Origin of the sequence: Shewanella sp. MM_2022_3, assembly GCF_022557375.1 — a bacterium.
GTDB classification, from domain to species: Bacteria; Pseudomonadota; Gammaproteobacteria; order Enterobacterales; family Shewanellaceae; genus Shewanella; species Shewanella xiamenensis.
In genome coordinates this window covers 37,350-63,687 of record NZ_JAKZGV010000003.1, presented here as the reverse complement: position 1 = coordinate 63,687, position 26,338 = coordinate 37,350, and the positions used below count along the sequence as shown (strand labels likewise).

Below are 26,338 nucleotides of genomic sequence, written 5' to 3'. Positions count from 1 at the left end.
CCAGTACAATAGGGCGCAAATCAGCGTTAATTCTCGCCTTAACAACATAAAGGAGTTCCCGATGAGCCGTATCTTATTGGGTGTTAATATCGACCATATTGCGACCCTGCGTCAGGCTCGCGGCACCAGTTATCCCGATCCTGTCCATGCGGCGGCGGTTGCCGAGCATGCGGGTGCCGACGGTATCACCATTCATTTACGGGAAGACAGACGCCATATTATCGACCGCGATGTGTATCTGCTGGCAAAAACCTTAAAGACGCGGATGAACTTTGAGTGTGCCGTGACAGAAGAAATGCTCAACATCGCCTGCGAAGTCAAACCAACCTACGTTTGTTTAGTCCCTGAAAAGCGTCAAGAAGTGACGACTGAAGGCGGTTTAGATGTGGCTGGTCAATTAGATAAAATCACTGCTGCGGTAAGCCGCTTAGCCGCCAATGGTATTCAAGTGTCACTGTTTATTGATGCTGATAAGACGCAAATCGATGCCGCCGTTGCCTCTGGCGCGCCACTTATCGAAATCCATACAGGTTGCTATGCCGACGCTAAAACTGCTGAGGATGAGGCCAAAGAGCTTGCCCGTATCAGCGAAATGGCAAAATACGCTCACGGCAAAGGGTTGGTAGTGAATGCTGGCCACGGGCTGCATTATCACAATGTTAAGCCGATTGCGGCAATCCCTGAGCTGTATGAACTCAACATCGGCCATGCCATTGTTGCGCGAGCGGCCATTGATGGCTTAGCGACAGCGGTTAAAGATATGAAAGCGCTGATGTTAGAAGGTCGTCGAGGCGAATAATGGCAATCGTTGGGCTTGGCACTGACATAGTTGAAATCGAGCGTATCACGGCCCATGTGGCACGTTCCGGCGATAAGCTGGCCAAACGCGTACTGACAGAGGCTGAGTTCGATATCTATCAACAGCATAGCCAACCGAGCCGCTATTTAGCTAAACGCTTTGCCGCCAAAGAAGCCGCCGCTAAAGCTTTGGGGACGGGGATTGGTCGTGGCGTATCTTTTCAGCATATCCACATTGGCAATACGACTGATGGTGCTCCAACGATTAACTTTACTGAAGGGGCGCTGCAACGTTTAGCTTTGCTCAATGGTGTGATTGGGCACATTTCAATCGCAGATGAAAAATCCTATGCCATTGCGACAGTGATCCTCGAGTCTCGCTAGTCTCTTACCTTGTACGAAAAAGGGAGCTTTAAGCTCCCTTTTTATTACTCAAAACACTCGGCAACATTTTTGTTACTTTTTACTGTTCAGTTTGGCATTTTTGGGCTAGGTTAGGTCAAAAGTTTTATCTATAAACTAATTTGCAGGGACACAGCAAAAGGAGCCCATGATGAAATCCGCCGTAGAGCAGTTATCAACCTATAAAAGTGTGCATTTAAATCCGCGAAATATTCGAACTCATTTTATTGGTATTCCATTAATTATATGGTCGGCATTTCTATTATTAGCGACAATCCGTATTCCACTTGGTAGTGCTGCCGATGTGAGTTTAGGTGTGATTTTAGGGGCTGGCGTGCTGGTTTATTATTTTCGTTTGCATGCAAAGTTAGCGATTGGTCTGGCCTTGTTTATCGCCCCCGTCGTGTATTCAACAGAGTTAGTGGCCTCCTCTCCCAACGCCTTCTGGTTGGCTATATCGGTATTTATCGTCGGTTGGGTTTTTCAGCTGATTGGCCATCAATACGAGAAGGCAAAGCCTGCCTTTATTGATGATTTAAACCAACTGTTAATTGGCCCGTTTTTCTTAATGGCCGAAGTGTATTTTATCCTGGGGCTAGAAAAAGATTTAGATGCCGAAATTACACCTATTGCGATTGAGAAACGCCGTGCACTCGAAGCGCGGCTGAAGACGCAAAGCGTTAAATAATCTCTTGGGGGAGAGGGAAATAGGCTGAATTCCATTTGGATTCGGCCTATTTTTTATCTGTAGTAAAGTTAGCGGGGTGGTTGATAATGCTGTGGGATAATTCGCACTGTTTTGACCATATTGTCAGCGACTTCAATGACTTCTAGCGGGTAGCCTGCAAGGCGTAGGCTCGTGTTTTCGGAGGGGATGTCCTCCAAATACTCTAAAATCAGGCCATTGAGGGTTTTAGGACCATCGGTTGGAAAATCCCATTTCATCTCTTTGTTCAAGTCTCGGATGGTGATACTGGCATCAATCAAATAACTCCCATCCTGTTGTTGGTTAATCTCTTCACTCGCGGTTGGTAACATTGAAGTGGTGAAGTCGCCGACAATCTCTTCGAGGATATCTTCGAGTGTTACCAGTCCTTGAATGTCACCGTATTCATCCACGACGAGGCCAATACGTTCTTTGTTGTGCTGAAAATTGGCTAATTGCACATTGAGTGGTGTGCCTTCAGGAATAAAGTAGAGCTCTTTGACGGCGCGCAGCAATGAGGATTTACTGAACTGCTCTTTTGATTGCAAGCGCAGCGCATCACGCAGATGAATAAAGCCGACAGCATCGTCAATGGTATCGCGGTAAACCAACACGCGAGTATGTGGGCTTTGGATCACTTGGCGATTGATATACTTAAAGTCATCATTGACGTTAATTGCATAGATATCCGAGCGTGGCACCATGATATCTTCAACAGTAACTTTTTCTAAGTCTAGGATCGATAACAACATTTCTTGGTGGCGTTGGGGGATCAATGCGCCAGCTTCATGAACGACTGTGCGAAGTTCTTCCTTGCTTAATGCATCGCTGCTGTTGATAGACTTTATCCCCACTAAGCGCAGTATGCCCGTGGTGATGAAATTGACGCTAGTGACGACATAGGAAAATACTTTCGATAGGGCGATAAGTAAATAGCTTGATGGAAAGGCGATACGTTCAGGATTGAGTGCGGCAATGGTTTTAGGTGTGACTTCACCAAAGACGAGCACGACCAATGTCAGTACCCCTGTCGCAATAGCGACCCCTAAATCGCCCCACAAACGCATTCCGATAATCGTGGCGATGGCTGAAGCGAGAATATTAACGAGGTTGTTACCAATCAAAATCAAGCCAATTAAGCGGTCTGGACGTTCAAGTAACTTGAGGGCACGAATGGCACCTTTGTGACCATTTGAGGCGAGATGCCTTAATCGATAGCGATTAAGAGTCATCATGGCGGTTTCAGAACCTGAAAAATAGGCAGAGAAAAGGATAAGCACCAATAAGAAAATGAGGAGTGCGCTTGTCGATATAGCGTCCAAAAATAGGCTCCAATTAGGCCGATAGGGTTAAGTTGATACCGAGAAATAAACGGGGTGTCAAGTCAGCTTAGCGAGTAAGCACCTAAGCTGACTTGAAATTATTAACTAAGAATTAATTCTTTGACAATGCGAGCGCCAAAATAAGCTAAGGATAACAAGGTTGCACCAGTTAAAGTGTAAATGACTGCGGTGCGAATCTTACAGCCAACCCAATACTGCTGCCACAGCATAGCGATATACACGAACCACGCGATAATTGACAAAATCGCCTTATGGCCTTTGCCATCGGCAAACATGTCATCGAGGAAGATAAAGCCTGTGGCCAGGGATAAGCTCAGTAAAATGACCCCAATAATTACAAGATGATAGAGCTGTTTTTCTACCGTCATCAGTGGTGGAATGCTAGGGCTTAACATGAGTTGTTTCTTTTTGAGCTTGTTTTGGATCATCGCCAGTTGAATCGCGTACAGGGCGGCGATCATCAGGGCGCTGTATGCCATGAGAGAGAGGACAACGTGCGCTAAGACTTCAGGATACAGCTCAAAGTGAGTAATAAACTTAGGCGGCAATAACCAGAGCAGGGCTACAGAGAGCACGGAACAGGCATAAACCACGGGCACAACCACAATCACTTTTAGCCTAAACATCATCACGGTAAAGGTGAAGGCGATGATCCAGTTCACTAACGAGATCACATTAGTGAGGCTGAAGTTTTGTCCATCAGGGGTAAATATCGCTTGTGAGAGGGCGGCTGCGTGTAGAATCACCGCAATCGCTGCGATACCTGCAACGGCTTTACGATTAGGGCCTTCAGGATGGAAGAGCCGGCTTGTCACTAATACCAATGCGATGCAATAAAAAAACATGGCTGAGGCAGAAAAAATGACCATGGGTAATTAACCTATTCGTGTTGTTAAAGGTGCCTTATATCCCCAAACTACTTGAAACTCGTATTTTCAGATTGTTTGAGTTTTAACTGGGCATACAGATCAATATTTTGCCTAGAATAGCATGAGCTATCGGCAAATGGGCAGTGACATAAGTTGCAAAATTTAGCAGATTCTTATTGTTAGGTGTAAATAGTCGCCGTCAAGTCGCAAAATAAGTGTGGTAGCAGATTAAATGCCTAAGTTAACGCAACCGGGGCGTAGCAGTAGCATAATACGCACGCATGGTTATAATACTGCCCATTAATCGAGATCCTTAAAGGTATAGAGCAGGACGATGTTTGAGAATCTAACCGACAGACTGTCACGCACGCTGAAAAACATCAGTGGCCGTGGTCGCTTAACTGAAGAAAACGTTAAGGAAACCCTGCGCGAAGTGCGTATGGCACTGCTGGAGGCCGATGTTGCCCTGCCTGTAGTGCGTGAGTTCGTTAACAATGTTAAAGAGCGCGCCGTTGGCCAAGAAGTGGCGAAAAGCCTAAGCCCAGGCCAAGCCTTTATTAAGATAGTTCAAAGCGAACTTGAAAAATCCATGGGCGAGGCGAATGAAGCCTTAGATTTGGCGACTCAGCCACCCGCAGTGATTATGATGGCGGGTCTGCAAGGTGCGGGTAAAACCACCAGTGTCGCCAAATTAGGTAAATTACTGCGTACTCGCCATAAGAAATCCGTATTGGTGGTCAGCGCCGACGTTTATCGTCCAGCGGCGATTAAACAGCTTGAGACCTTAGCGACCGAAGTCGATGTGGAGTTTTTCCCATCGGACGTGAGCCAAAAGCCAATCGATATCGCTAAGGCGGCCATTGCCCACGCTAAACTTAAATTTATCGATGTGGTGATCCTCGACACCGCGGGTCGTCTGCACGTCGATGAAGCGATGATGGATGAGATCAAGGCGCTGCACGCGGCGGTTAAACCGATTGAGACACTGTTCGTGGTTGATGCCATGACAGGTCAAGACGCGGCGAACACGGCCAAAGCCTTTAACGAAGCGCTGCCGCTCACCGGTGTGATTTTAACTAAGGTCGACGGTGATGCGCGCGGCGGTGCGGCATTATCGATTCGCCACATCACAGGCAAGCCAATTAAATTTTTGGGTGTGGGTGAAAAGACCGATGCCTTAGAACCTTTCCATCCTGACCGTATCGCCTCACGCATATTAGGTATGGGTGATGTGCTCTCACTTATTGAAGAAGTGGAGCGTGGCGTCGATAAAGAAAAGGCGATGAAGCTGGCTTCCAAAGTGAAGCAGGGCGGTAGTTTCGATCTCGAAGACTTCCGTGAACAGCTGCAGCAAATGAAAAACATGGGCGGCATGATGAGCATGATTGAAAAGCTGCCCGGTGTTGGTCAGTTGCCGCCGGATGCTTTAGCGCAAATCCAAGATGGTAAAATGACCCGTCAAATGGAAGCCATCATTAACTCAATGACGGCGAAAGAGCGTAAAAACCCTGATTTAATTAAGGGCTCACGTAAGCGTCGTATTGCTGCGGGTTCGGGGACTGAGATTCAAGATGTAAACCGTTTATTGAAACAGTTTACCCAAATGCAAAAAATGATGAAAAAAATGTCGGCTAAGGGCGGCATGCAAAAGATGATGCGTGGAATGCGTGGCATGATGCCTGGCGGAATGAAATTTCCTGGGCGCTAATCTCAACGATTTTCATCAAAGTTGATGTCTTATCAGTTGGTTGATTGTATTTGGAATGAGGCGGGCAATTCTATGGCAGGTTTAATAATCGCCAGATTGGGTTGCATTCGTTGAAAAGTCAGGTAAAATCTTCCGGCTTTCTATCTGGGACTCTTCGCGAACACGGGGTTCCAGTTTTTATTTTTGCTTCAAGCAAATCATTAGAGGATTGAAAACGCATGGTTACCATTCGTTTAGCTCGTGGTGGCGCTAAAAAGCGTCCATTTTACAACATCGTTGTTGCTGACAGCCGTAACGCTCGTGACGGTCGTTTCATTGAGCGTGTTGGTTTCTTCAACCCATTGGCCCGTGGCCAAGAAGAAACTTTACGTTTAGACCTAGCTCGCGTTGAGCACTGGGTTGCGAACGGCGCTGCGACAACTGATCGCGTAGCAAAATTGATTAAAGACGCTAAAGCTGCTGCTTAATAGCGTTAAGGTATAGATTGATGAGCAGTAACCAACAGCCAGTCGTACTGGGGAAATTAGGCTCCTGTCATGGCATTAAGGGTTGGCTGAAAATCACCGCCTATACCGATTCTGTTGAAGGTATCTTTGATTATTCGCCTTGGCTTATTAAAGAAAATGGCGAATGGCGTGAAGTAAAAGTCACTCAGTGGCGTTACCAAGGCAAGGCCGTTGTAGCCGAACTTGAAGGTGTCACCACGCGGGAGCGAGCACAAATGCTCACCAATTGCGAAATTGGTATCCTGCCGCAGCAGATGCAATCATTGCCAGAAGACGAGTTCTATTGGCGTGATCTTATCGGTTGTGAAGTGATTAATAGTACCGGCTATAACATGGGGATTGTCGATCAAATCGTGGAAACCGGTTCGAACGATGTACTACTTGTTAAGGCCAACGCTAAAGATAGTTTCGGCAAAGTGGAACGTATGGTTCCCTTTGTCCCAGGGCAATTCATCTTAAAGGTGGATGTCCAAGGGAAACAGATTTTAGTGGATTGGGATCCTGACTTTTAAGTCGAGGTACAACATATGTGGTTAGGGGTAATTACCCTGTTCCCAGACATGTTTCGTGCCGTAACAGACTTTGGGGTTACGGGTCGTGCCGTGAAAAACGGTCTGCTTGAGTTGCACACGTGGAATCCTCGCGATTTCACCCATGATAGACACAGTACTGTGGATGACAGGCCTTACGGCGGTGGTCCTGGTATGTTGATGATGGTGCAACCCTTACGCGATGCCATTCATGCTGCGAAAGCAGCAGCAGGCGAAGAGGCAAAGGTGATTTACTTGTCACCTCAAGGACGCAAGCTGGATCAGCAAGGCGTTACTGAGTTGGCTAAATCATCCCGGTTGATTTTGGTGTGTGGTCGGTACGAAGGTATTGATGAACGCATCATTCAAACGGAAGTGGATGAAGAATGGTCGGTTGGGGATTACGTGCTTTCGGGCGGCGAATTACCCGCAATGACCTTGATAGATGCAGTATCGAGATTGGTTCCTGGCGTGCTAGGAAAACAAGCTTCGGCGGAGCAAGATTCTTTCTCCGACGGTTTACTGGACTGTCCTCATTACACACGCCCTGAAAGTCTGGATGGACTCGATGTACCTGCAGTACTGCTAAGTGGCAACCACGAACAAATTAGACTCTGGCGTTTGCAGCAAAGCCTTGGTAGGACTTTTCTAAGACGGCCAGAATTATTTGAAAATCTAGCTCTGACTGACGAACAATCGACTCTTTTAGCGCAGTTCGTTGAAGCAATGGACAAGCATGCTTAGTCGTAGCTCAGTTAATTCTAGAACGGAGTAAGTTATGAACAACATCATTAAAATGCTCAACGATGAGCAAATGAAACAAGACGTACCTGCGTTTGGTGCTGGTGATACAGTAGTAGTTCAGGTTCGTGTTAAAGAAGGTGATAAAGAGCGTTTACAGGCTTTCGAAGGCGTTGTAATTGCTAAACGTAACCGTGGCCTGCACTCTGCATTCACAGTACGTAAAATCTCTAATGGCGAAGGTGTTGAGCGTGCATTCCAAACGCACAGCCCTCTGATCGCTAGCATTGAAGTTAAGCGTCGTGGCCGCGTTCGTCGCGCCAAACTGTACTACTTACGTGATCGTTCAGGTAAATCTGCACGTATCCGTGAAAAGCTGGCTACTAAGTAACAGTACCCGCTACAGAAAACAAGACGTAGTGTTCGCACAGAAAACCGCCCTAGTGGCGGTTTTTTGTTGGCTGACGTTTTTCTTTTTAGCCGTATTGAGTGCGTTTCGGGTTAATACGGCTTTTGACAGAGAGCCACTATGCCCTCAAGCCTTTGCCTTGTCTAAAGCGCGTTGAACTCCCGCTGAATGAACAGATATTTAATACGATTGGTATAAATGCCGAATTTGTTAAATTCTTCCTTGATCTTCTGCCAATTAATAGGCATATTGGTCGCCTATTGTAATGGTGTATCATTACAATATTACATGATGGCCTCGGCTATTTAATTCTTCCCCGCAGCGGTTTGAGATCCAGACTCCTGATAACCTGGGGATATGACTTCAGTTTTAGGTGGTAAGCATGCAACAGGATACGATCAATAACGTACACATCAGTTCAGAGAAAGTCCTTATTACACCGCAGGAGCTAAAAGCGACTCTGCCACTCTCTGAGCACGCGTATCGTTATATCCTCAATGCACGCAAAACCGTGGCTGATATTGTCCATAAGCGCGATCACCGCGTGCTTATTGTCACTGGACCTTGTTCTATCCATGATATCGATGCCGCCAAGGAATACGCTTTAAAGCTTAAAAAGTTACACGATGAACTCAGCGATGAGTTCTACATCTTAATGCGAGTCTACTTTGAGAAGCCACGTACCACAGTGGGTTGGAAGGGGATGATTAACGACCCCGATATGGATGAATCCTTCGATGTCGAAAAAGGCTTAAAGATGGCGCGTGAGCTGATGATTTGGCTCGCCGAGCTTGAGCTGCCCGTCGCCACCGAAGCGCTCGATCCTATCAGTCCGCAATATATTTCGGAGCTAGTGACTTGGTCGGCCATTGGTGCTCGCACGACTGAATCGCAAACCCACAGGGAAATGGCGTCGGGTTTGTCTATGCCCGTTGGCTTTAAAAATGGTACAGATGGAAAGCTCGATGTGGCAATTAATGCCCTTAAATCGGCGGCCAGCAGCCACAGATTTATGGGGATTAACCAACAGGGTCAAGTCGCTCTGTTGCAAACGGCGGGAAACCCCGATGGGCATGTGATCCTGCGCGGCGGCGTAACACCAAACTACGATGCGGCCAGTGTAGCCGAATGTGAAGCGCAGCTACATAAGGCCAAACTCAATGCGCGCCTTATTATCGATTGCAGTCACGGCAATTCCTCTAAGGATTACACCAGGCAAGTCCCTGTGTGTGAAGATGTATTTGCCCAGATCTACAACGGCAATAAGTCCATTATTGGCGTAATGCTAGAAAGTCATTTAAACGAAGGTAATCAAAGTTGTGATAAACCATTAAGCGAATTGGCCTATGGGGTTTCTGTGACAGACTCCTGTATTAATTGGGAAAAAACCGAAAGCGTTTTACGTGCGGGCGCATCGAAGTTATCTTCGGTATTGCCAACGCGTTTTGATATGCTCAAAGTGGCCAATGCTTGAGAGCAAATCTTAAGTGCCTAACGTTTAAACACCTTCCTTTTAGGTGGGTAGTGGACCGATAACATGAACGAAAAAACCACAACTGAATTAGAACACCTTCGCGGTCTTATCGACGGCGTCGACCAGCAATTGCTGCATTTACTGCGTAAACGGCTAGATTTAGTCGCGCAGGTGGGCACAGTTAAGCATGCCGCAGGCCTGCCGATTTATGCGCCGCAACGTGAAGCTGCAATGCTGGCAAAACGCCGCGAAGAAGCCAAAACCATGGGTATTGCACCGCAACTGATTGAAGATATTTTGCGCCGCTTGATGCGTGAGTCCTATCTCAATGAGAAGGATGTTGGCTTTAAGCAAGTGAAAAATGACTTAGGTTCAGTTGTGATTGTGGGCGGGAAAGGCCAGCTTGGTGGACTGTTTCAACAGATGCTGTCGCTCTCGGGTTACCAGGTCAAAGTGCTTGATAAAGACGACTGGCAGCAAGCGGAAACCTTATTTGCTGATGCCGGATTGGTACTGGTAACTGTACCTATCGCCATCACCTGCGACCTTATCCGTGCAAAACTAACCCAATTACCACAGGACTGTATTTTAGCCGACTTAACCTCTATCAAGACTGAACCGATGAATGCCATGTTAGCTGCCCACAAGGGACCCGTTGTTGGCTTTCATCCTATGTTTGGCCCAGATGTCGGCAGTTTAGCTAAGCAGGTTGTGGTGGTGTGTCATGGACGCGAAGCGGATAAATACCAATGGCTACTCGAGCAAATTACGATTTGGGGCGCGCGAATTGTCGAAGCCGAGCCTGAACGCCACGATAATGCGATGCAGTTGGTACAGGCGATGCGCCACTTCTCAACCTTTGTGTATGGCTTAAACCTTTGCAAAGAAGAAGCAGATATCGAAACTCTGCTGCAATTTAGCTCGCCCATCTATCGCTTAGAACTCGCCATGGTAGGGCGCTTGTTTGCCCAAAGCCCAGAGCTTTATGCCGATATTATTTTTGCCCAGCAGGACAGCCAGCATGCGATTGGCGATTATTTGGATAACTATCGCGAAGCATTAGAGCTATTAAAGCGGGGCGATAGGGAAGCGTTTATCAACCAGTTCCAAACGGTTGCTAAGTGGTTTGGTGATTTTGCGCCGCAGTTTCAGCGCGAAAGCCGCATGATGCTGCAATCGGTAAGTGATATGAAAACGAACTAATAATGAATGAGTTACCCATAAAAAATGCCCATCTTTGATGGGCATTTTTTATGGGTTTTGAGTCACTTTTATTGTGTAAATTAGTAACTGCTTAAGGTGATCATTCTCTAAGATTTGGCATTCAAGGTAAGAAAACACTGTCGCTTATTTTCGGTTTAGGTAGACTAATTTTAAACATGCATAAATAAAGCATGAATTTAAATTAGGAGTCTATCCATGTTCTGTATTCAGTGTGAGCAAACCATTCGTACACCCGCTGGCAATGGTTGTAGTTATTCCCAAGGTATGTGTGGCAAATTAGCGGCAACCTCCGATCTGCAAGACTTATTAATCTACATGTTGCAGGGTGTTTCCGTTTATGCGGTAAAAGCGCGCGAGTTAGGCATTGTAGATTCTGAAGTCGATACTTTTGTTCCTAAAGCTTTTTTCTCAACCTTAACCAACGTCAACTTCGATGATGAGCGGATCATTGCTTATGTACAGCAAGCTGCAACACACCGTGAAAATCTAAAAACAGCCTATGAAGCCGCTTGTGAAAAGAGCGGGAAAACGGCAGAGCAGATGCCGCCAGTCGCGCAGTTAGTGTTAGGCACAAGCAAGCTTGAAATGCTGTCTCAAGCACCAATCGCGTCGCTAAATAAAGACAAAAATAACATTCATGAAGATATTTTAGGACTTCGATTACTCTGTTTATACGGCCTTAAAGGTGCAGCCGCTTATATGGAGCATGCGCGTGTACTCGGTAAAACCGATGCTGAGATTGCTGCGGATTTCCATCAAATCATGGCGTTTCTCGGTGAACCGAGTGTTGATGCAGATAAATTATTCTCCACTGCGATGGAAATTGGCCAATTAAACTACCGCATTATGGCTTTGCTTGACGCGGGCGAGACCGAAGCCTTTGGTCATCCTGAACCGACAGTCGTCAACACTAAACCGGTAAAAGGCAAAGCTATTCTGGTTTCTGGCCATGATATGAAAGACTTAGAGCTTATCCTTGAGCAAACGGCGGGTAAAGGCATTCATGTTTATACCCATGGCGAAATGCTGCCCGCACTTGCATACCCAGCCTTTAAAAAATACCCCCATTTAGTGGGTAACTATGGTAGTGCATGGCAGAACCAGCAAAAAGAATTTGCCAACTTCCCTGGCGCGGTGGTGATGACATCTAACTGTATTGTTGACCCGAATGTTGGCCAATATAGCGACCGTATCTTTACTCGTAGCATCGTAGGCTGGCCTGGTGTGACCCATGTGACTGGCGATGATTTTTCAGTAGTGATTGAAAAAGCGCTAGCGCTCGATGGCTTCCACTACGATGAAATCCCACACAATATCACTATCGGTTTTGCCCGTAATGCCTTAATGGCTGCCGCCCCAACAGTAGTTGAAAATGTGAAAAACGGTTCTATCAAACACTTCTTCTTAGTCGGAGGTTGTGATGGTGATAAGTCGGAGCGTAGTTATTTCACCGATTTAGCGAAGTCTGCACCGAAGGATTCTGTCATCCTGACCTTAGGTTGTGGTAAGTACAAATTCAACAAGTTGGAATTTGGCGATATCAATGGTATTCCGCGTTTACTTGATATTGGCCAATGTAACGATGCCTATTCTGCTATCCAGTTGGCTATCGCGCTATCACAAATCTTTGAATGCGATATCAATGAATTACCATTGAATCTCGTGCTTTCATGGTTTGAGCAAAAAGCCATTGTGGTGCTGCTGACGCTGTTGTCACTCGGGGTGAAAAACATCCGTACTGGCCCAACGCCACCGGCGTTTTTAACGGCTAATCTTGCCAAAATTTTGGAAGAAAAATTTGGCCTGCGTAACACTACCACAGTGGAAGCCGATCTTAAGACCATGCTAAACGTAGCCTAGGTCGATTGATAGCATAGAATCACTGCGGCTTGACGATAAGGCCGCAGTGTTATGGATACAAAGATTATGAATATCAATACTCTACCCAATATCACTTTATCCTCCACGCCTACGCGTCAAGACAGTTTAAGTCAGTTAGTGTGTGTGGAACGTTGGAACGAAACCGCTGATGTGGTGAGTTTTCGCTTTCAAGCGGGTGAGCCGATGAAGTTTGATTATAAGCCGGGTCAATTTATGACCTTAGTGCTAGACATCAACGGTGAACAGGCTTGCCGCAGTTATACCTTATCTTCGACGCCGTCCCGACCTTACTCGTTAATGTTGACCATTAAGCGGGTTGAGGGAGGACTCGTATCGAATTATCTGATTGATCATCTACAGCCAGGACAAATGGTACGAGTCCTGCCGCCAACAGGGCAATTCAATCTGTTTGATATTTCAGCCCAAAAATACCTCTTTTTGAGCGCGGGTTGCGGTATAACACCTATGTATTCGATGTCGCGTTATTTGACCGATACCCAAATGAATGCCGACATCGCTTTTGTACATAGCGCGCGAACTCAAGCCGATATTATTTTTAAAACTTCATTAGAGACCATGGCTACGCGCCATCGAGATTTTAAACTGCGTTATATTGTGGAGAATGTCACCACTGATACGGTTTGGCATACTGAGGAAACATTACACGATATCGGCCGTTTAAGTGCCAATAATCTACGAGATTTAGTGCCTGATTTTGCCGAGCGAACCGTATTTTTGTGCGGGCCAGAGCCTTATATGCAGGCCGTGAAAAAGATTCTGACTGATCTTAACTTTGATATGAGTAAGCTGTATCACGAGAGTTTTGCTACCGCAGTGAAAGAAGCGCAAAGCCGAGTCAAGCAAGCTGAAATGCAATCAGCAAATCAAGTTAATGCCAGCGCAAGCTTTATGTTATCTATTGGGGATAAAAAGCGGGCCTTAACGGCAGAGCAAACGTTACTTGAGGGGATTGAAGCTGAAGGTTTACCGATTATTGCGGCTTGCCGCTCGGGTGTATGTGGCGCGTGCAAATGCCAAGTGCTCGAAGGGGAGACTGAGTCAACTAGTAGCATGACATTGACGCCAGCTGATATCGATGCCGGATATGTGTTAGCCTGTTCAACTAAGCTTAAGTCGGATGTAACGCTGTCGTTGGGCTAATATTGAGTTGTTTGAGCCATCCTTAACGGAAATATTTTGGTAGCGTAGTTGCGATTATATCGCTGAGAACGTAAGGTTAAAGACAAGGGCGGAGTTCACGCCCAGTCTCATCGTCCGGCTGGAGTCTCTCAATGACAACGACAACCACTTATGCCGCAAAAATTGAAGATCGCAGCTTAGGCCATTTACTTTACGCCTTAATGTCCGGCTTTCCGTTGTTACTGCTTCCTGTGCTGCTGAGCTTGTTTATTAACTTGTCTCAGCGACACTCTCAAGGCAATGCGGTACTAGCTTCGCACCTGCGTTGGCAACGCCATTCTAATATGATTTTTTTAGGACTCTTAATATTAGGTTATTGCTTGCCGATTACTTGGCTTAGTCTTTCGATTTATCTCTTTGGTATTATTTGGTTTTGTCATCGGATAATTAAAGGCTGGTTAAGTCTATTGGATGGTTTAGAAGTCTAAAACTTGTGCTAGAGTCTTTTCATCTTAACGAGATAAGAGGCTCTAATGTCTAGTTATCAAATTCTGTGTATTCTCTGTGCGTTAGCCTTAGTCACCTCAGTGGCATCTTCACGTTTACATAAGCTGCAAGAAACCGTTGCCATTACCGCATTGGCGTTGGGCATGAGTCTGTTGCTATTGTTGGGGGGGAAAGCACTTGGCGGTAATGTTTATGGTTACTTTGTGGCAGGGCTGGAGAAACTCGACTTTCAAGCCTTATTGCTCAATGGCATGTTAGGTTTCCTGTTGTTTGCTGGGGCATTACAGATCCGCTTAAAAATCTTAAGGCATCAAAAATGGGAAATCCTCATCCTTGCCTTTGTCAGTACCTTGCTCTCGACTTTTATCGTCGGTGGTTTGCTTTACTACATAGCTCCCATGTTGGGATTGCCCTTGGCCTTAAGCCATTGTTTGCTCTTTGGCGCCTTGATTTCACCCACAGATCCGATTGCCGTTTTAGCCATTTTGAAGAAGATGGGCGCGCCCGAAGATATTGCTATTCAGGTGGAAGGGGAGTCGCTCTTTAACGATGGCATTGGGCTGGTGATTTTTGTGGCCATCTCCCATCTAGCCTTTTCAACTGAGCCGCTGACGTTCACGCAAATCTCGTTATTGTTTGTTCAAGAGGCGCTCGGGGGCATCGTTTATGGCGCAGCGCTGGGGATATTGTTGCACCATTTCTTTCGCTACTGTGAGGAAGAAACTCAGCTGATGTTGGTTACTTTACTGATCCCGACGGCGGGTTATGTTATCGCCGAAGTATTAGGGGTGTCGGGGCCGCTGGCGATGGTGAGTGCGGGGATGATTATCGGCAACTACAGCGTGCCTAAGTATTTTGTGCGCCATGAGCGGGTAAAACTCTATACTTTTTGGTCGTTGATTGAATCCTTCTTCAATGCGCTGCTGTTCCTCCTGCTGGGATTATTACTCCTGCTTGTCACCTTTAAAGCGCCATTATGGTGGTTTATGCTGCTGGCTATTCCGCTGGTATTAACGGCGCGGGCGGTGAGTGTGTTTTTGCCCTATATGGGATTTAGATTGGTTAAGTCCTACAATCCTTATGCTGAGTCGATCCTTATTTGGGGCGGCTTGCGGGGTGGGCTGGCATTAGCGATGGCGATGAGCTTGCCCGAGGGCGTTATTATTGATTCACAAAGCGGTGTCGAGCTGCGAGAGCTACTGCTCGTGATGACCTATGCGGTAGTGGTGTTTTCAATCCTTATCCAAGGTTCAAGCATGACGGGGTTAATTCGCCGCAGTAATGCGGTGGCAACAGATACCAATAGCCAGATTGCGCCCGACCGAACCTAGCCCTGCTGCGTTTAAGCTCGATGCCTAAAATCCTAAAAGCCCTAAACAATACAGCCACGATATTCGTGGCTGTATGTTCTTCAGTATCCTTATACACGCAAATTAGCGGTATAACTCCCTTACGACCTCGCTCATCAGCGCCAATGAGTCATGTGCTTTATCTTCTTCGAGGGAGCAATTCAGCACTAGGCCATCGGCTTTCAGCTGTTTAATCCCTTGAGTTTGCAGTGGCAGCGCATCTTCGCTGATGGCATAACAAGGGTTAATTACTATGGGGAGATGACTGTTGGCCTTAATTTGGATGAGGCTTGCTAAATCCAAGGTGGGTAAGTTGGCATTGTTATAGGTACGAATGCCAGAATCACATAGGATAAGCTGTTGGTTACCTTGGCTTAAAATCGTCTCCGTTGCCGCCATAAACTCCTCATAGCTTGCCATATCGTGACGTTCGAGGAATAGCGGGATTGGCAAGGTGCCTGCCTGAGTCAGCAAGGCCTGATTAAACATTTGTTTGCCCGTTAAGAACAACATATCCGCATGGCCTGTCGCCAACGGCATATCCGTCGCCTGTTCGATGGCAATAACACAAAGCAAATCATACTGATGCAGGGTTTGGCGCAGCTTAGGGATGATGGCTTCTGCTGAGGTGAGCGAGTGGCATCCGTCTAAAATCACCGCTTGGAAACCCGCTTCTTTTAGCTGTTTCACTCTGCGCTCAAAGGCGGATAAGACGGCTGGTGACGACTCTAACAGCAGGCTTTTGCTCAGAGTTATCTTGGCAATAGCACCAAGATGGCCTGCGCCAATGGTAAAGGGGCCGCAGTGAATTTCACTCGCCTGCGCCTTATAAGCCTTAGTGTAACGATAGGGAGATGACTTAGTGCTTACTTCACTGAATACTTCGGCTTTAGAGGTATTAGGTTCAATCAACAATTGGCTATTGCTGAGTTGTGTCGGTTTTACGGTTTCGCAAGGGTAACACCCCAATACTTTGATAAACCGCGTGATCCTCTCGAGCTGTTTGAGCCCTTGCTGCATGGCTTCGCTGGAAATATTGGCATCGATATCCAGATAAAACATTTCTTCCCATGGGGTGCCTGGGATTGGGCGAGATTCGAGTTTGCTCATATTGAGTTGATGCGCCTTGAGCACCAATAGGGCTTCAACCAACGCACCCGCCTTTTGGCCTGTGGCCATAATCAGGGTAGTTTTTGCGGGCAATTGCTCGGGTACGGCTACGGCTTTTCGAGCCACAACAATAAAGCGGCTTTGGTTAATCTTTTGATTGGCAAGGCCAGATTCAATTGACTCGAGTTGGTACAGCGCGCCACCTTCTGTGCTACCAATCGCAGCGGCGCTATTGTCGGTAGACTGGTTGACCTTCTCCATGGCTTCGGCGCTGCTTGAGCAATATTCCAGTCTTAAGCCTTTGTGCTGGCTAAGATAGCGGCTGCACTGACTGATGGGCTGTGGGTGAGCATAAACAGTTTTGATATCGCTCAGTTTGCTGCCCGGTTTGCCCAATAGGCAATGGCTTACTTCGATAGTCGTCTCGCCCACGATGGACAGGCTTGTATGTTGCAGTACGTCATACACTTCGTTGATTGAGCCGGACGAAGTGTTTTCTATCGGCAAAAAGCCATAATCGGCGTGGCCTGACTCAACGGCTTGGACTATCTCATCGAAACTTTGGCAGCCTAAGTCGAGCATCTCAACCTGACGACGTTGGCAATAGCGAGACGCGGCAAGGTAAGAGTAGGAGCCGCGGGCGCCAAGGTAGGCGATACAGTATTGTTGTTTTTGCGTTTCAGGGTTCGCGCGGCCGTGAAGATAAGCCTGTTGATTCAGTACCGAGTCTTCGATAATGCTTTGATACAGCGAGATAACATAATGGGCGTCTAAGCCTTTTTCTCGCCCTGCCGTCACTAATCTTGCCAGCAGTTCTTTTTCCCTTTGGGTGTCGCGAATGGGTCTCACATCTACTTCTTTACTGCGGGCCACTTCAAGACTTAAGCGGCGACGTTCGGCGAGTAACGAGAGAAGCTCATTGTCGAGCTGGGTTATTTGCTCTCGAGTGTGATTTAAAGGCTGTGGTTTTTGCATTCTGACCTCATTTGCCGCCGGATTCTCAAGCGTTTAAGACGAAAAAGCCTCCCAGTGGGAGGCTTTGGATTTTTACTTTCGTTTTTACACAGTAAATCCGCCTCCTAGAGTGGGGGTGTAAAAAAGAAAGTAAAAAACGCTAAGGTATTTGTTTTCATAGGGACTAAAACTAAAGGGCGAGGGCGTGGCTGTCAATCAAAAAATATTCAATAGCAGTATTCTTTCACATCTAGGTTGTTGTTAACTCTTCTCACGAAATCAAATTGAATGAACAGATAGTTAATCGCATTAGTCTCAGTGGCATTTCGCTTTCTTTGCGGCATAAAAAAGGCGAAGAAATGTTTCTTCGCCTTTTGGTCTTGTTAGGGATTATTCGCCTAATTCGACGCCAGCACGGTTGATCAGGAACTGAGTCAAAATCGGTACTGGGCGGCCGGTTGAACCTTTATTGGCACCGCTGTTCCACGCCGTACCTGCGACATCTAGGTGAGCCCAGTTGTACTTTTTCGTGAAACGCGAGAGGAAACAAGCCGCAGTAATCGCGCCCGCTGGACGACCACCTAAGTTGGTCATATCGGCAAATGGGCTATCGAGCATATCTTGGTACTCATCCCACAGTGGCATACGCCATGCGCGGTCACCACTCTGCTCACCTGCATTGAGTAGCTCATGCGCAAGTGGATTATGTGATGAGAACAGACCCGATGCATGTTTACCTAAGGCAATCACGCAGGCGCCTGTGAGCGTAGCAGTGTCAATCACTAATTCAGGATCGAAACGTTCAACATAGGTTAACACGTCACACAATACTAGACGGCCTTCGGCGTCGGTGTTCAGAACTTCAACAGTTTGCCCTGACATGGTGGTTAAAATGTCACCTGGGCGGTAAGCGTTGCCCGATGGCATGTTTTCACAACCTGCGAGAATACCGACGACGTTGATTGGTAGCTTCATTTCACAAATGGCTTTCATGGTGCCGATCACACCAGCAGCGCCACCCATGTCGTATTTCATTTCATCCATGGCTTCGCCCGGTTTTAATGAAATACCGCCTGAATCGAAGGTCAAGCCTTTACCAATCAATACGATAGGTTTTTCCGTGCTATCGACGGCACCCTTGTATTCCATCACTGTCATAATGGATTCATTGGCGCTGGCGCGGCCTACGGCAAGGTAAGAGTTCATGCCGAGTTTCGCCATTTGCTCTTCACCTACAGTTGATACATGTAGATTTTCGTGAACTTCGGCCAATTGGCGAGCTTGAGAGGCTAAATAGGCTGGATTGCAGATATTTGGCGGCATGTTAGCCACATCGCGGCATAAATGCATACCGGCAGAAACGGCCATGCCGTGCTCAATCGCGCGTTCACCTAAGGTTAATTCGCGACGTGTTGGCACATTAAATACTAATTTACGCAGCGGACGACGGGTCTCACCTTTACGGGTTTTGAGCGCATCAAAGCTGTATAAACTGCTATTGGTGGTTTCGACCGCTTGGCGAACTTTCCAATAGGTATCGCGACCTTTAACGTGTAACTCGGTTAAGAAGCATACCGCTTCCATTGAACCTGTTTCATTTAAGGTGTTGATGGTTTTAGTTATGATCTGCTTGTACTGGCGCTCGTCTAGTTCTCGTTCTTTGCCGCAACCGACTAACAGCACTCGTTCACTCAATACATTAGGAACGTGGTGCAGTAATAACATCTGCCCAGGCTTACCTTCTAAATCGCCGCGACGCAGTAGATTACTGATATAACCTTCGCTAATCTTGTCTAATTGCTCGGCGATACCGGATAGACGGCGGGGTTCATAAACACCGACAACGATGCAGGCTGAGCGTTGTTTTTCGGGGCTACCGCTCTTTACGCTAAACTCCATGAGCACTCCTAGATTCTTAAAGACAAATTTTTATATTTATTGGATAATGTCTGCTTGTCCCGAAAAGGGCCTAAGTTATTACTCCAAAGGTGATTTATTCTCGGCACTTGAGTCACGTTTTTGTGAAAAAGCCGTGACATTTAATGTAAGCCAGGAACCCCTGAAGTTGGTCAGAAAACTACCAAAAGTAAACAGTTTACATGAAAGTTAGTCTGTTACCAGCAAAAAGATAAGTTTAGAGACCGGATCCTACCTGTGATTGTATTTAGATACCTTATTCGAGAAGTTTTAAAGGCGCAAATTGCGGTACTTTTTGTACTGTTAACTATTTTTATTAGCCAGCATTTCGTGCGCATATTAGCCGACGCCTCAGACGGTGAATTTCCCGCTTCTCTCATCGCCACCTTGATAGGCCTCAACTTACCCTATCTGGTTGTTCTGGTTTTACCTTTAAGTCTGTTCCTTGGGATCCTCATGGCCCATGGCCGCATGTATGCCGAGAATGAAATGGTCATTCTGCACGGTGTTGGTGTGAGTGAATGGTATGTTACCCGAGTAACTTTGATTCTCGCCGTTATTAACATGTTGTTTACTGGGTATTTATCCCTTTATGTTGCGCCTTGGGCGGAGGAGCAACAAAACCAAGTGCTGGAGAAAGCACAATCTGAAGCAGGCCTTGCCGCGCTCGTGCAAGGGCGTTTTCAGGCCAGCCCCAATGGCCGTGCGGTACTGTTTGTCGAACGCATTGGCAAGGATAATGAGCTTGAAAAAGTATTTGTGGCCCAACTCCCCGATCCAAATGATGAAATAGGCTTAACCAATGTGGTTGTGGCTAAGGGGGGGCGCGTTAATGAAGATCAAAATGGCTCACAGCAGTTACAACTCAATGATGGGGTGCGTTATCAGGGCAGCCCACAACAAAAAGACTACCAAATGATTGAATTTGGTGGCTATAAGATGCAAATCAAAGAACAACAGGTCGATGAACGTCGCCGTAAACTTTCAGCTTTACCGCTGGCAGACTTGATGAAAGTAGAAGGTTCTGAAGCAGTGGCTGAGTTTCATTGGCGTCTAGCAATTCCGTTGGCGATTCCTATTATGACCTTAATTGCAGTACCTTTGGCTCGGGTCAATGTGCGACAAGGCAAGTTCGCCAAAATGCTCCCCGCTGTTCTCTTGTACCTAGGTTATTTTGGTCTGATGGTTGCGGGTCGTAAAGCGCTGCAAGATGGCGTTATTCCACAGTATTTAGGCATGTGGTGGATCCATTTGTCGGCACTGATTATGGGGATTTTACTGCTCGGTAAAGACAGGCCCCTATTTGCCCGTTTATCAGCGGCAATGGCGCGTAAAAAGGTGGCTGCATGAAGATTTTAGACCTTTATATCGCCCGAGTTTTATTAAGCACCTCGGCGTTATGTTTACTAGTGCTAACGGGCTTGTCGGGCATTATTAAGTGGGTGGACCAACTGCGCTTAGTGGGCCGCGGCACTTACACTATGATGGATGCGGGGATTTATGTGCTATTCCTTGTGCCCCGCGATATTGAAATGTTTTTCCCGATGGCTGTGCTGTTAGGTGCCTTGATCGGTATGGGGATGTTAGCCTCTAATTCGGAGCTTGTCGTCATGCAAGCATCGGGCATGTCGCGTTTGCAGATCACGCTATCGGCGATGAAAACTGCAGTGCCGCTGATGCTGATGGTAATGGCATTGGGTGAGTGGGGCGCTCCAATTGCGGAGCAAAAGGCTAATGAACTTCAGGCCATCAAACTCTCCGGTGGCAGTTTGATTAAATCTCACCGAGGTATTTGGGCAAAAGATGGTGATTTGTTCGTGAATATTGGTGAAGTTGCGGATATCGATAAGCTCAACAATATCACTTTATATAAGTTTAACAGTGAGTTAAAACTCACCAATGTCGTGCATGCTAAAAGTGCGTTATTTAGTAAAGATAGTTGGCATCTCTCGGATGTTAAGCGTACCGATTTAAGCTACGACGAAGTGAAACTTGAGCATTTAGATGAAGATATTTGGCGCTCAAGTTTAACGCCTGACAAGCTCAGTGTGGTATCGGTTAAGCCTGAGGCCTTATCGATACGCGGCCTAATGGGATACTTAGAGTATCTTAATAGCAATAGTCAAGACCCAAGTCGTTACGAATTAGCCCTTTGGCGCAAGGTGATGCAGCCTGTTACCGTAGGGGTGATGATGCTGGTGGCGTTATCCTTTGTATTTGGACCGTTGCGGACAGTGACTATGGGGGCGCGGGTGTTACTCGGGGTGGTTGCTGGATTTAGCTTCTATATCAGTAATGAGATATTTGGCCCCATGAGTATCGTTTATGAACTACCTGCGTATGTCGGGGCAATGGCGCCAAGTCTACTATTTACGGGTATTGCCTTTTACTTTATCCGGCGGTGATAAACGCGGGTAATAAAAAACGACGCAATGGCGTCGTTTTTTATTGGGACAATTTTATAAGCGACTAAAAGCTAAATTTAAGCGCCATGCCAATTACGCATTTGGTTAGCTTCTTTGGATAACACGACTACTTCAGAACGGGTCATCATATCCTGCAGTGCGAGTTTATCGTCGTTGATAAGCACCCACAGATTACCAATACCAAGTAATGACCACACAATGCGAGCGTAAGCGGTGATAAGGCTTAGATTTTGGCCGTTTGGGTGCTGGATCTTAAGGCGCCAGGCGCGCATCCCGAGGGTTTGGCCGCCCTTACTCCAAAAAAGCGCATAAAAAGTACCTACGCAGAGCGCTAACCAAAGTTGATAAATCCCATGGTAAATCGGTGTGCCATTGAGGGCGTCGGACACATGCTCAAAGCCATTCATGCTAACGAGGCCAGAGGCTGTGAGTCCAAAAAAAATACCAAAGCCAATAGCGCCCGAAAACATATATACGGCTACCGCTAGCAGTAGGTCATAGATCATTGCCCCTAGGCGGCGAAAGAATCCGGCGCGGGGAAAGTTGGCATGTTCAGCATTTAACATCGGCGATCCTAATTCTAAATGGATAAATGACGATAAGGTTTAAGCTTCTGGTTCTTCATCACGTACAAAGTGGATATTGCTAAACCCAAAGCGAGCAAATTCGACTTTGCGATAATCTTTTTCAGCCTTGGCGCCTTTGCGTGAGGTCATGGCAATTTGTTGCTCCATCGCCAGAAACTTGGTTAAGTCTATACCTTCGGCCTCCGCTACGGCCTCGTATAAATCGTGATGTTTAGCATAACTAAAGGCAATGGTTTTCGTCTCACCTTTGAAGGTGTAAGTCACTTGACGCGCCATGGTTTTCTCCTGAAATAAGTCCTGAAATGGTTCTGAAATTAATTAAATTCGCTTCTAAAAATAAAATACACCGCACCGAGGATGCACAGACCCGCCCAGAGATAATCGAGTTTCAGTGGTTCCTTCATGTAGAAGTAGGCGAAGGGCACAAACAAGCTTAAGGTAATGACTTCCTGTAGGATTTTTAATTGTCCGACATTCATCACTGTGTAGCCGATACGGTTAGCCGGCACTTGCAGTAGGTATTCAAACAGGGCGATGCCCCAACTGACCAAGGCAGCGATAATCCAAGGCTTTGAGCCTAAGGACTTTAAATGTCCGTACCAAGCAAAGGTCATAAAAATATTGCTAAGACAGAGTAAACCGATAGTCGTCAGGGTTGGATTCATCATTCTTCTCGATGATTAAGTTTATAAATCATGTACATGGCATCATCAGTGTAGCTACCAAGGCATTTCTCTATGGCTTTAGGTTTAAAGCCCATTTTGCGCCAATAGCTATCAGCGCCTTGCACCGCCACTAAGGAGAGGGAGCTCAAGTTAAAGCGATCGGCAAGCTGCTTTAGACGCATTAAGGCTTTAGACCCAGCGCCTAAACCTTGAGCCTTTGCCGATATCGCAATATCGTGCAGATACAAAGTATCGGCCTTAGGTAAATGGGTGATTGGCTCATAAAGTGCGGGAGGCATATTGGTGGTCCAAGGATGAGCAAGACAATAGCCCACCACTGAGTCATTTACCTCAAATACAAAGCAGGATTGAGGTGAGACGTGCCACTTGCTTTGCAATACATGCAGGGGTTCAGGATCTAGTTGAGAATAACATTCTTCCTGGATCTGTAAAATAGCATCCCAATCCTGTGGGGTGATTGCACGCAGTAACATGGTCGACCTTTTTCCGTCCAAAAGCAGTTTGAATAAATAAGTCCGGGATTATATACCCAAATCGCAGCAAAAGCTTTGAAACTCCGATAGTGATGCGATTGCGCCAAGTCTAAGCGCTAGAGTGTTATTGCCAACGCTTTATGACCTAGCGCTACTGCATTTAGCCCAAATAGCGTTGAGTTAAATGCTTAGCCAGATATTGACTGTTTAACGGCTCGCCTGTGGCTTGAATGATGAGTTCATCCGTTGTCAGTAATGAGCCTTTGGACCAAATATGGCTTCCAAGCCAGTCAAATACTTGGGATAACTGCCCATTATCGATAAGGTTTTCAATCGGACCTAAGCTTCGCTCCAGCGCAAAACGGCATTGGGCGGCATACATGGCGCCTAAGGTATAACTTGGGAAATATCCCAATTCACCTACGGCCCAATGGATATCCTGCATGCAACCATCGCGATAGTTACCCTCGGTATTGATCCCGAGAAGTTGTTGCATCTGGCTTGACCAAAAATCAGGGAGGTCATCCACGCTTAGGCTACCGTCGATAAAGGCTTTTTCGGCTTCAAAGCGCAATAGAATGTGGCAAGGGTAAGTGACTTCATCGGCATCGACACGGATAAGCCCGGGATTGACGCGGGTATAGTGTCTTGCCAAGTCTTGGGCGCTAAACTCACAGCCCAAATGCTGTTTAATCAGTGGTTGTAATTGGCGTAAAAACGCGGGATTGGCACCGAGCTGCATTTCACAAAATAAGCTTTGGCTCTCATGGACGCCCATGGAACGAGCCAGTCCTGCGGGTTGACCGCGCCATTGTTTTGGTAAGCCCTGTTCATAACGGGCGTGACCAGTTTCATGCACTATGCCCATGATAGCGCTGCTAAAATCGGCTTGGTTATAGCGCATCGTAATGCGCACATCACTCGGTACACCGCCACAGAATGGGTGACTACTGATATCGAGCCTGCCATGGTTAAAATCAAACCCTAAATAGGCCATCACATCGAGGCCAAGGGCTTGCTGCGCCATGATATCGAAGGGGCCGTTAAGCTTAAGTGTTGGCTCACCGGCTTGTTTTTCGAGTACATTTTGGATGAGCGTGGGTAGCCAAATTTTTAAATTACCAAAGGTTTGCTCAAGCTTGGCGGTAGTCATGCCAGGCTCAAATTTATCGAGCAGGGCATCATAGGGGGAAATATTTTGCGCTTGAGCGCGGATTAAAGCTTCTTCCCTCGCAAGGGCGATTATCGCCTTAAGATTAGGTTTAAAGCCTTGCCAATCATTGTTTTTACGTTGCTCACGCCAGGCATTTTCACACTGATAGGCCATCTTGGTTTTGGCTTGAACCAGCTCACCCGGCACTAGAGTCGCCTGTTGATACTGATATTGCATTTCCCTTAGGTTGGCGTGTTGTTCTGAGGTAAGCGCTTCTTGCGCGGCAAGAGCGAGATTATCACCAAGGTGAGGGGACGTTTTAAGGGTATGGATATGCAATGCGAGTTCAGCCATGGCATCGCCACGCTCACTGCCGCCGCCCAAGGGCATCATTGCTGCCTGATCCCAATCACCTAGCGCACTAAAATGTTCAAAATGTGAAATTTTCTGGAAATGCGCCGTAAGTTTATCGTAACTTGGCGTAGGTTGTTTGGTGTTCATAGCGGTATCCATAGACTCAATCTTAAGGTGCGGTCGTTATCTATTAGCACGAAAAATAACAGTAACAGCATGATAATATCATGCAGTCAAAAGCACACTAGACCCCTAAAGGGAGGACGTGAACATTATTGACCATAACGGCTCACGCCATTATGGCGTAATGGGGAGTTATTCAAATCTGCTTTAGGATAAATTTTTGTTTGGAAACTAAGCTTGCCTTGCTATGCTGTCACTCGTAAGTTGATAATTACAGTGAAGTAAATGGACTGCTGTATCGTTCAAGGAGATGACTATGTGGGCGTTTTTAGTTGAACAGCCTAACCTACCTTACACAATTGCCTTCGCCTGTGTGCTTGTCCTTGGTGTTTTTGAAGCCTTATCACTCGTCATAGGATTAAGTATGATGAGCGCCTTAGACCAGTGGGTGCCTGCTGATGTTGAGTATGATGCTGATATTAGTGGTAGCGGACTCACAGGGATTGCTGGCTGGCTTTGTCTCAATCGTTTGCCGCTGCTTATCTGGTTTGTGCTGGCACTAACCAGTTTTGCCATTGCAGGCTATCTCGTTAATTACATTAGCTTAATAGTCTCGGCTACCTTGCTGCCGCAACTATTTACCTTACCTATCGCCATAGTCGGCAGTGCATTGTCTTGTCGCTATCTTGGCCGAGTACTGGCCGATTTGCTCCCCAAAAATGAATCTACCGCCATCTCCCTTGATGACTTAAGCGGTTATGTTGGCACTATCACCTTAGGTTGTGCCATTAAAGGCATGCCATCGGAAGCCGTTGTTCGCGATAAACATCAACAAAAACATTATGTATTAGTCGAGCCTGAAACCTCAGGTATCGAGTTTGCCAGTGGTACTCAAGTGGTGCTGCTTAAAAGAGAGGGAAGAGTGTGGTCTGCGACTCGCTTTGATAATTGATTTTCCAAAGCTATTA

27 protein-coding genes and 1 other annotated feature are annotated in these 26,338 nt (G+C 46.7%); of the genes, 18 read left to right on the top strand and 9 right to left on the bottom strand.

The genetic code is table 11. The annotated features are described in order from the left end of the window. The first annotated feature begins 61 nt into the window (after positions 1-61). From pdxJ to MMG82_RS02685, 3 genes are all read left to right on the top strand, one after another. Positions 62-799, top strand: a complete 738-nt coding sequence (pdxJ, locus tag MMG82_RS02695; RefSeq protein WP_037415609.1) for a pyridoxine 5'-phosphate synthase — start codon at positions 62-64, stop codon at positions 797-799. After that, a complete protein-coding gene (acpS, locus tag MMG82_RS02690; RefSeq protein WP_047540057.1) occupies positions 799-1,182 on the top strand; it encodes a holo-ACP synthase in 384 nt (127 codons plus the stop codon). The genes pdxJ and acpS overlap by 1 nt, the downstream gene beginning before the upstream one ends. Before the next feature lie 169 nt (positions 1,183-1,351). Continuing rightward, positions 1,352-1,888: an Mpo1-like protein gene (locus MMG82_RS02685; RefSeq protein WP_047540056.1), complete on the top strand. Its 537-nt coding sequence runs from the start codon at positions 1,352-1,354 to the stop codon at positions 1,886-1,888. A 68-nt stretch (positions 1,889-1,956) separates the two neighbouring features. Here the strand turns inward: MMG82_RS02685 and MMG82_RS02680 are convergent, their stop codons facing one another. Both MMG82_RS02680 and ccsA read right to left on the bottom strand, forming a co-directional pair. Beyond that, positions 1,957-3,228 carry a CNNM domain-containing protein gene (locus MMG82_RS02680; protein WP_037415623.1) on the bottom strand — a complete coding sequence of 424 codons (1,272 nt, stop codon included), beginning with the start codon at positions 3,226-3,228 and terminating at the stop codon, positions 1,957-1,959. A 101-nt stretch (positions 3,229-3,329) separates the two neighbouring features. Beyond that, positions 3,330-4,118, bottom strand: coding sequence for a cytochrome c biogenesis protein CcsA (gene ccsA, locus MMG82_RS02675; protein WP_037415626.1), 789 nt, complete (start codon positions 4,116-4,118; stop codon positions 3,330-3,332). 334 nt (positions 4,119-4,452) lie between these two features. On the opposite strand from ccsA, the gene ffh reads away from it, so the two are divergent. From ffh to MMG82_RS02615, 12 genes are all read left to right on the top strand, one after another. Beyond that, complete coding sequence (gene ffh / locus MMG82_RS02670; protein ID WP_037431253.1) at positions 4,453-5,826, top strand: signal recognition particle protein; 1,374 nt, start codon at positions 4,453-4,455, stop codon at positions 5,824-5,826. Positions 5,827-6,044: 218 nt separating this feature from the next. Next, complete coding sequence (gene rpsP, locus MMG82_RS02665) at positions 6,045-6,293, top strand: 30S ribosomal protein S16 (RefSeq protein WP_011071566.1); 249 nt, start codon at positions 6,045-6,047, stop codon at positions 6,291-6,293. Positions 6,294-6,313: 20 nt separating this feature from the next. Beyond that, positions 6,314-6,844, top strand: a complete 531-nt coding sequence (gene rimM, locus MMG82_RS02660; protein WP_047540053.1) for a ribosome maturation factor RimM — start codon at positions 6,314-6,316, stop codon at positions 6,842-6,844. A gap of 15 nt (positions 6,845-6,859) precedes the next feature. Beyond that, positions 6,860-7,606: a tRNA (guanosine(37)-N1)-methyltransferase TrmD gene (gene trmD, locus MMG82_RS02655; protein WP_037415633.1), complete on the top strand. Its 747-nt coding sequence runs from the start codon at positions 6,860-6,862 to the stop codon at positions 7,604-7,606. A 34-nt stretch (positions 7,607-7,640) separates the two neighbouring features. Then, positions 7,641-7,994: a 50S ribosomal protein L19 gene (gene rplS, locus MMG82_RS02650; RefSeq protein ID WP_006080791.1), complete on the top strand. Its 354-nt coding sequence runs from the start codon at positions 7,641-7,643 to the stop codon at positions 7,992-7,994. 98 nt (positions 7,995-8,092) lie between these two features. Further along, positions 8,093-8,278, top strand: coding sequence for a hypothetical protein (locus MMG82_RS21650; protein ID WP_081990942.1), 186 nt, complete (start codon positions 8,093-8,095; stop codon positions 8,276-8,278). Positions 8,279-8,394: 116 nt separating this feature from the next. Beyond that, on the top strand, positions 8,395-9,486 hold the full coding sequence (locus tag MMG82_RS02640; protein ID WP_037415636.1) for a 3-deoxy-7-phosphoheptulonate synthase: 1,092 nt from the start codon (positions 8,395-8,397) through the stop codon (positions 9,484-9,486). 63 nt (positions 9,487-9,549) lie between these two features. Then, on the top strand, positions 9,550-10,689 hold the full coding sequence (tyrA, locus tag MMG82_RS02635) for a bifunctional chorismate mutase/prephenate dehydrogenase (RefSeq protein ID WP_037431256.1): 1,140 nt from the start codon (positions 9,550-9,552) through the stop codon (positions 10,687-10,689). Between the two features lie 216 nt (positions 10,690-10,905). After that, positions 10,906-12,570 carry a hydroxylamine reductase gene (gene hcp / locus MMG82_RS02630; RefSeq protein ID WP_047540048.1) on the top strand — a complete coding sequence of 555 codons (1,665 nt, stop codon included), beginning with the start codon at positions 10,906-10,908 and terminating at the stop codon, positions 12,568-12,570. A gap of 66 nt (positions 12,571-12,636) precedes the next feature. Then, a complete protein-coding gene (locus MMG82_RS02625; protein WP_241406472.1) occupies positions 12,637-13,752 on the top strand; it encodes a hybrid-cluster NAD(P)-dependent oxidoreductase in 1,116 nt (371 codons plus the stop codon). A gap of 131 nt (positions 13,753-13,883) precedes the next feature. Next, complete coding sequence (locus MMG82_RS02620) at positions 13,884-14,219, top strand: hypothetical protein (protein WP_037425417.1); 336 nt, start codon at positions 13,884-13,886, stop codon at positions 14,217-14,219. Between the two features lie 45 nt (positions 14,220-14,264). Continuing rightward, entirely contained in the window at positions 14,265-15,569 is a 1,305-nt protein-coding gene (locus MMG82_RS02615) for a sodium:proton antiporter (protein WP_047538024.1), read from the top strand. 102 nt (positions 15,570-15,671) lie between these two features. Here the strand turns inward: MMG82_RS02615 and MMG82_RS02610 are convergent, their stop codons facing one another. After that, complete coding sequence (locus MMG82_RS02610) at positions 15,672-17,672, bottom strand: chorismate mutase (RefSeq protein WP_047538027.1); 2,001 nt, start codon at positions 17,670-17,672, stop codon at positions 15,672-15,674. Positions 17,673-17,709: 37 nt separating this feature from the next. Further along, positions 17,710-17,828, bottom strand: a sequence feature (Phe leader region). 213 nt (positions 17,829-18,041) lie between these two features. Continuing rightward, a complete protein-coding gene (gene pepA, locus MMG82_RS02605; RefSeq protein WP_241406451.1) occupies positions 18,042-19,550 on the bottom strand; it encodes a leucyl aminopeptidase in 1,509 nt (502 codons plus the stop codon). Between the two features lie 255 nt (positions 19,551-19,805). Here pepA and lptF point away from each other — a divergent pair, with 255 nt between their 5' ends. After that, a complete protein-coding gene (lptF, locus tag MMG82_RS02600) occupies positions 19,806-20,918 on the top strand; it encodes an LPS export ABC transporter permease LptF (RefSeq protein WP_037415652.1) in 1,113 nt (370 codons plus the stop codon). Then, positions 20,915-21,973, top strand: a complete 1,059-nt coding sequence (lptG, locus tag MMG82_RS02595) for an LPS export ABC transporter permease LptG (RefSeq protein WP_037425424.1) — start codon at positions 20,915-20,917, stop codon at positions 21,971-21,973. The genes lptF and lptG overlap by 4 nt, the downstream gene beginning before the upstream one ends. Before the next feature lie 77 nt (positions 21,974-22,050). Here lptG and MMG82_RS02590 read toward each other — a convergent pair whose 3' ends face one another. From MMG82_RS02590 to MMG82_RS02570, 5 genes are all read right to left on the bottom strand, one after another. After that, positions 22,051-22,560 carry an RDD family protein gene (locus MMG82_RS02590; RefSeq protein WP_069454493.1) on the bottom strand — a complete coding sequence of 170 codons (510 nt, stop codon included), beginning with the start codon at positions 22,558-22,560 and terminating at the stop codon, positions 22,051-22,053. Between the two features lie 39 nt (positions 22,561-22,599). After that, a complete protein-coding gene (locus MMG82_RS02585; protein WP_011071581.1) occupies positions 22,600-22,857 on the bottom strand; it encodes a DUF2960 domain-containing protein in 258 nt (85 codons plus the stop codon). A 38-nt stretch (positions 22,858-22,895) separates the two neighbouring features. Continuing rightward, positions 22,896-23,246, bottom strand: coding sequence for a DMT family protein (locus MMG82_RS02580; RefSeq protein WP_037415674.1), 351 nt, complete (start codon positions 23,244-23,246; stop codon positions 22,896-22,898). Next, positions 23,246-23,740: a GNAT family N-acetyltransferase gene (locus MMG82_RS02575; protein ID WP_037415676.1), complete on the bottom strand. Its 495-nt coding sequence runs from the start codon at positions 23,738-23,740 to the stop codon at positions 23,246-23,248. The genes MMG82_RS02580 and MMG82_RS02575 overlap by 1 nt, the downstream gene beginning before the upstream one ends. Positions 23,741-23,900: 160 nt before the next feature. Beyond that, the gene (locus tag MMG82_RS02570) at positions 23,901-25,406 is read right to left on the bottom strand and encodes a carboxypeptidase M32 (protein WP_241406450.1); all 1,506 of its coding nucleotides are present in this window, start codon (positions 25,404-25,406) and stop codon (positions 23,901-23,903) included. Between the two features lie 280 nt (positions 25,407-25,686). Here MMG82_RS02570 and MMG82_RS02565 point away from each other — a divergent pair, with 280 nt between their 5' ends. Continuing rightward, positions 25,687-26,322: a YqiJ family protein gene (locus MMG82_RS02565; RefSeq protein ID WP_241406449.1), complete on the top strand. Its 636-nt coding sequence runs from the start codon at positions 25,687-25,689 to the stop codon at positions 26,320-26,322. Positions 26,323-26,338 lie beyond the last annotated feature (16 nt).

Excerpts from the sequence above, each read along its gene's own strand:
- tyrA (WP_037431256.1), top strand. The coding sequence starts at position 9,550 with ATGAACGAAAAAACCACAACTGAATTAGAACACCTTCGCGGTCTTATC.
- acpS (WP_047540057.1), top strand. The coding sequence starts at position 799 with ATGGCAATCGTTGGGCTTGGCACTGACATAGTTGAAATCGAGCGTATC.
- MMG82_RS02575 (WP_037415676.1), bottom strand. The coding sequence starts at position 23,740 with ATGTTACTGCGTGCAATCACCCCACAGGATTGGGATGCTATTTTACAG.
- MMG82_RS02570 (WP_241406450.1), bottom strand. The coding sequence starts at position 25,406 with ATGGATACCGCTATGAACACCAAACAACCTACGCCAAGTTACGATAAA.
- rpsP (WP_011071566.1), top strand. The coding sequence starts at position 6,045 with ATGGTTACCATTCGTTTAGCTCGTGGTGGCGCTAAAAAGCGTCCATTT.
- MMG82_RS02565 (WP_241406449.1), top strand. The coding sequence starts at position 25,687 with ATGTGGGCGTTTTTAGTTGAACAGCCTAACCTACCTTACACAATTGCC.
- MMG82_RS02685 (WP_047540056.1), top strand. The coding sequence starts at position 1,352 with ATGAAATCCGCCGTAGAGCAGTTATCAACCTATAAAAGTGTGCATTTA.
- rplS (WP_006080791.1), top strand. The coding sequence starts at position 7,641 with ATGAACAACATCATTAAAATGCTCAACGATGAGCAAATGAAACAAGAC.
- MMG82_RS02580 (WP_037415674.1), bottom strand. The coding sequence starts at position 23,246 with ATGAATCCAACCCTGACGACTATCGGTTTACTCTGTCTTAGCAATATT.
- ffh (WP_037431253.1), top strand. The coding sequence starts at position 4,453 with ATGTTTGAGAATCTAACCGACAGACTGTCACGCACGCTGAAAAACATC.
- MMG82_RS02625 (WP_241406472.1), top strand. The coding sequence starts at position 12,637 with ATGAATATCAATACTCTACCCAATATCACTTTATCCTCCACGCCTACG.
- trmD (WP_037415633.1), top strand. The coding sequence starts at position 6,860 with ATGTGGTTAGGGGTAATTACCCTGTTCCCAGACATGTTTCGTGCCGTA.
- MMG82_RS02620 (WP_037425417.1), top strand. The coding sequence starts at position 13,884 with ATGACAACGACAACCACTTATGCCGCAAAAATTGAAGATCGCAGCTTA.
- MMG82_RS02640 (WP_037415636.1), top strand. The coding sequence starts at position 8,395 with ATGCAACAGGATACGATCAATAACGTACACATCAGTTCAGAGAAAGTC.
- MMG82_RS02585 (WP_011071581.1), bottom strand. The coding sequence starts at position 22,857 with ATGGCGCGTCAAGTGACTTACACCTTCAAAGGTGAGACGAAAACCATT.
- ccsA (WP_037415626.1), bottom strand. The coding sequence starts at position 4,118 with ATGGTCATTTTTTCTGCCTCAGCCATGTTTTTTTATTGCATCGCATTG.
- rimM (WP_047540053.1), top strand. The coding sequence starts at position 6,314 with ATGAGCAGTAACCAACAGCCAGTCGTACTGGGGAAATTAGGCTCCTGT.
- hcp (WP_047540048.1), top strand. The coding sequence starts at position 10,906 with ATGTTCTGTATTCAGTGTGAGCAAACCATTCGTACACCCGCTGGCAAT.
- lptG (WP_037425424.1), top strand. The coding sequence starts at position 20,915 with ATGAAGATTTTAGACCTTTATATCGCCCGAGTTTTATTAAGCACCTCG.
- MMG82_RS02610 (WP_047538027.1), bottom strand. The coding sequence starts at position 17,672 with ATGCAAAAACCACAGCCTTTAAATCACACTCGAGAGCAAATAACCCAG.
- pdxJ (WP_037415609.1), top strand. The coding sequence starts at position 62 with ATGAGCCGTATCTTATTGGGTGTTAATATCGACCATATTGCGACCCTG.
- MMG82_RS02615 (WP_047538024.1), top strand. The coding sequence starts at position 14,265 with ATGTCTAGTTATCAAATTCTGTGTATTCTCTGTGCGTTAGCCTTAGTC.
- MMG82_RS02590 (WP_069454493.1), bottom strand. The coding sequence starts at position 22,560 with ATGTTAAATGCTGAACATGCCAACTTTCCCCGCGCCGGATTCTTTCGC.
- pepA (WP_241406451.1), bottom strand. The coding sequence starts at position 19,550 with ATGGAGTTTAGCGTAAAGAGCGGTAGCCCCGAAAAACAACGCTCAGCC.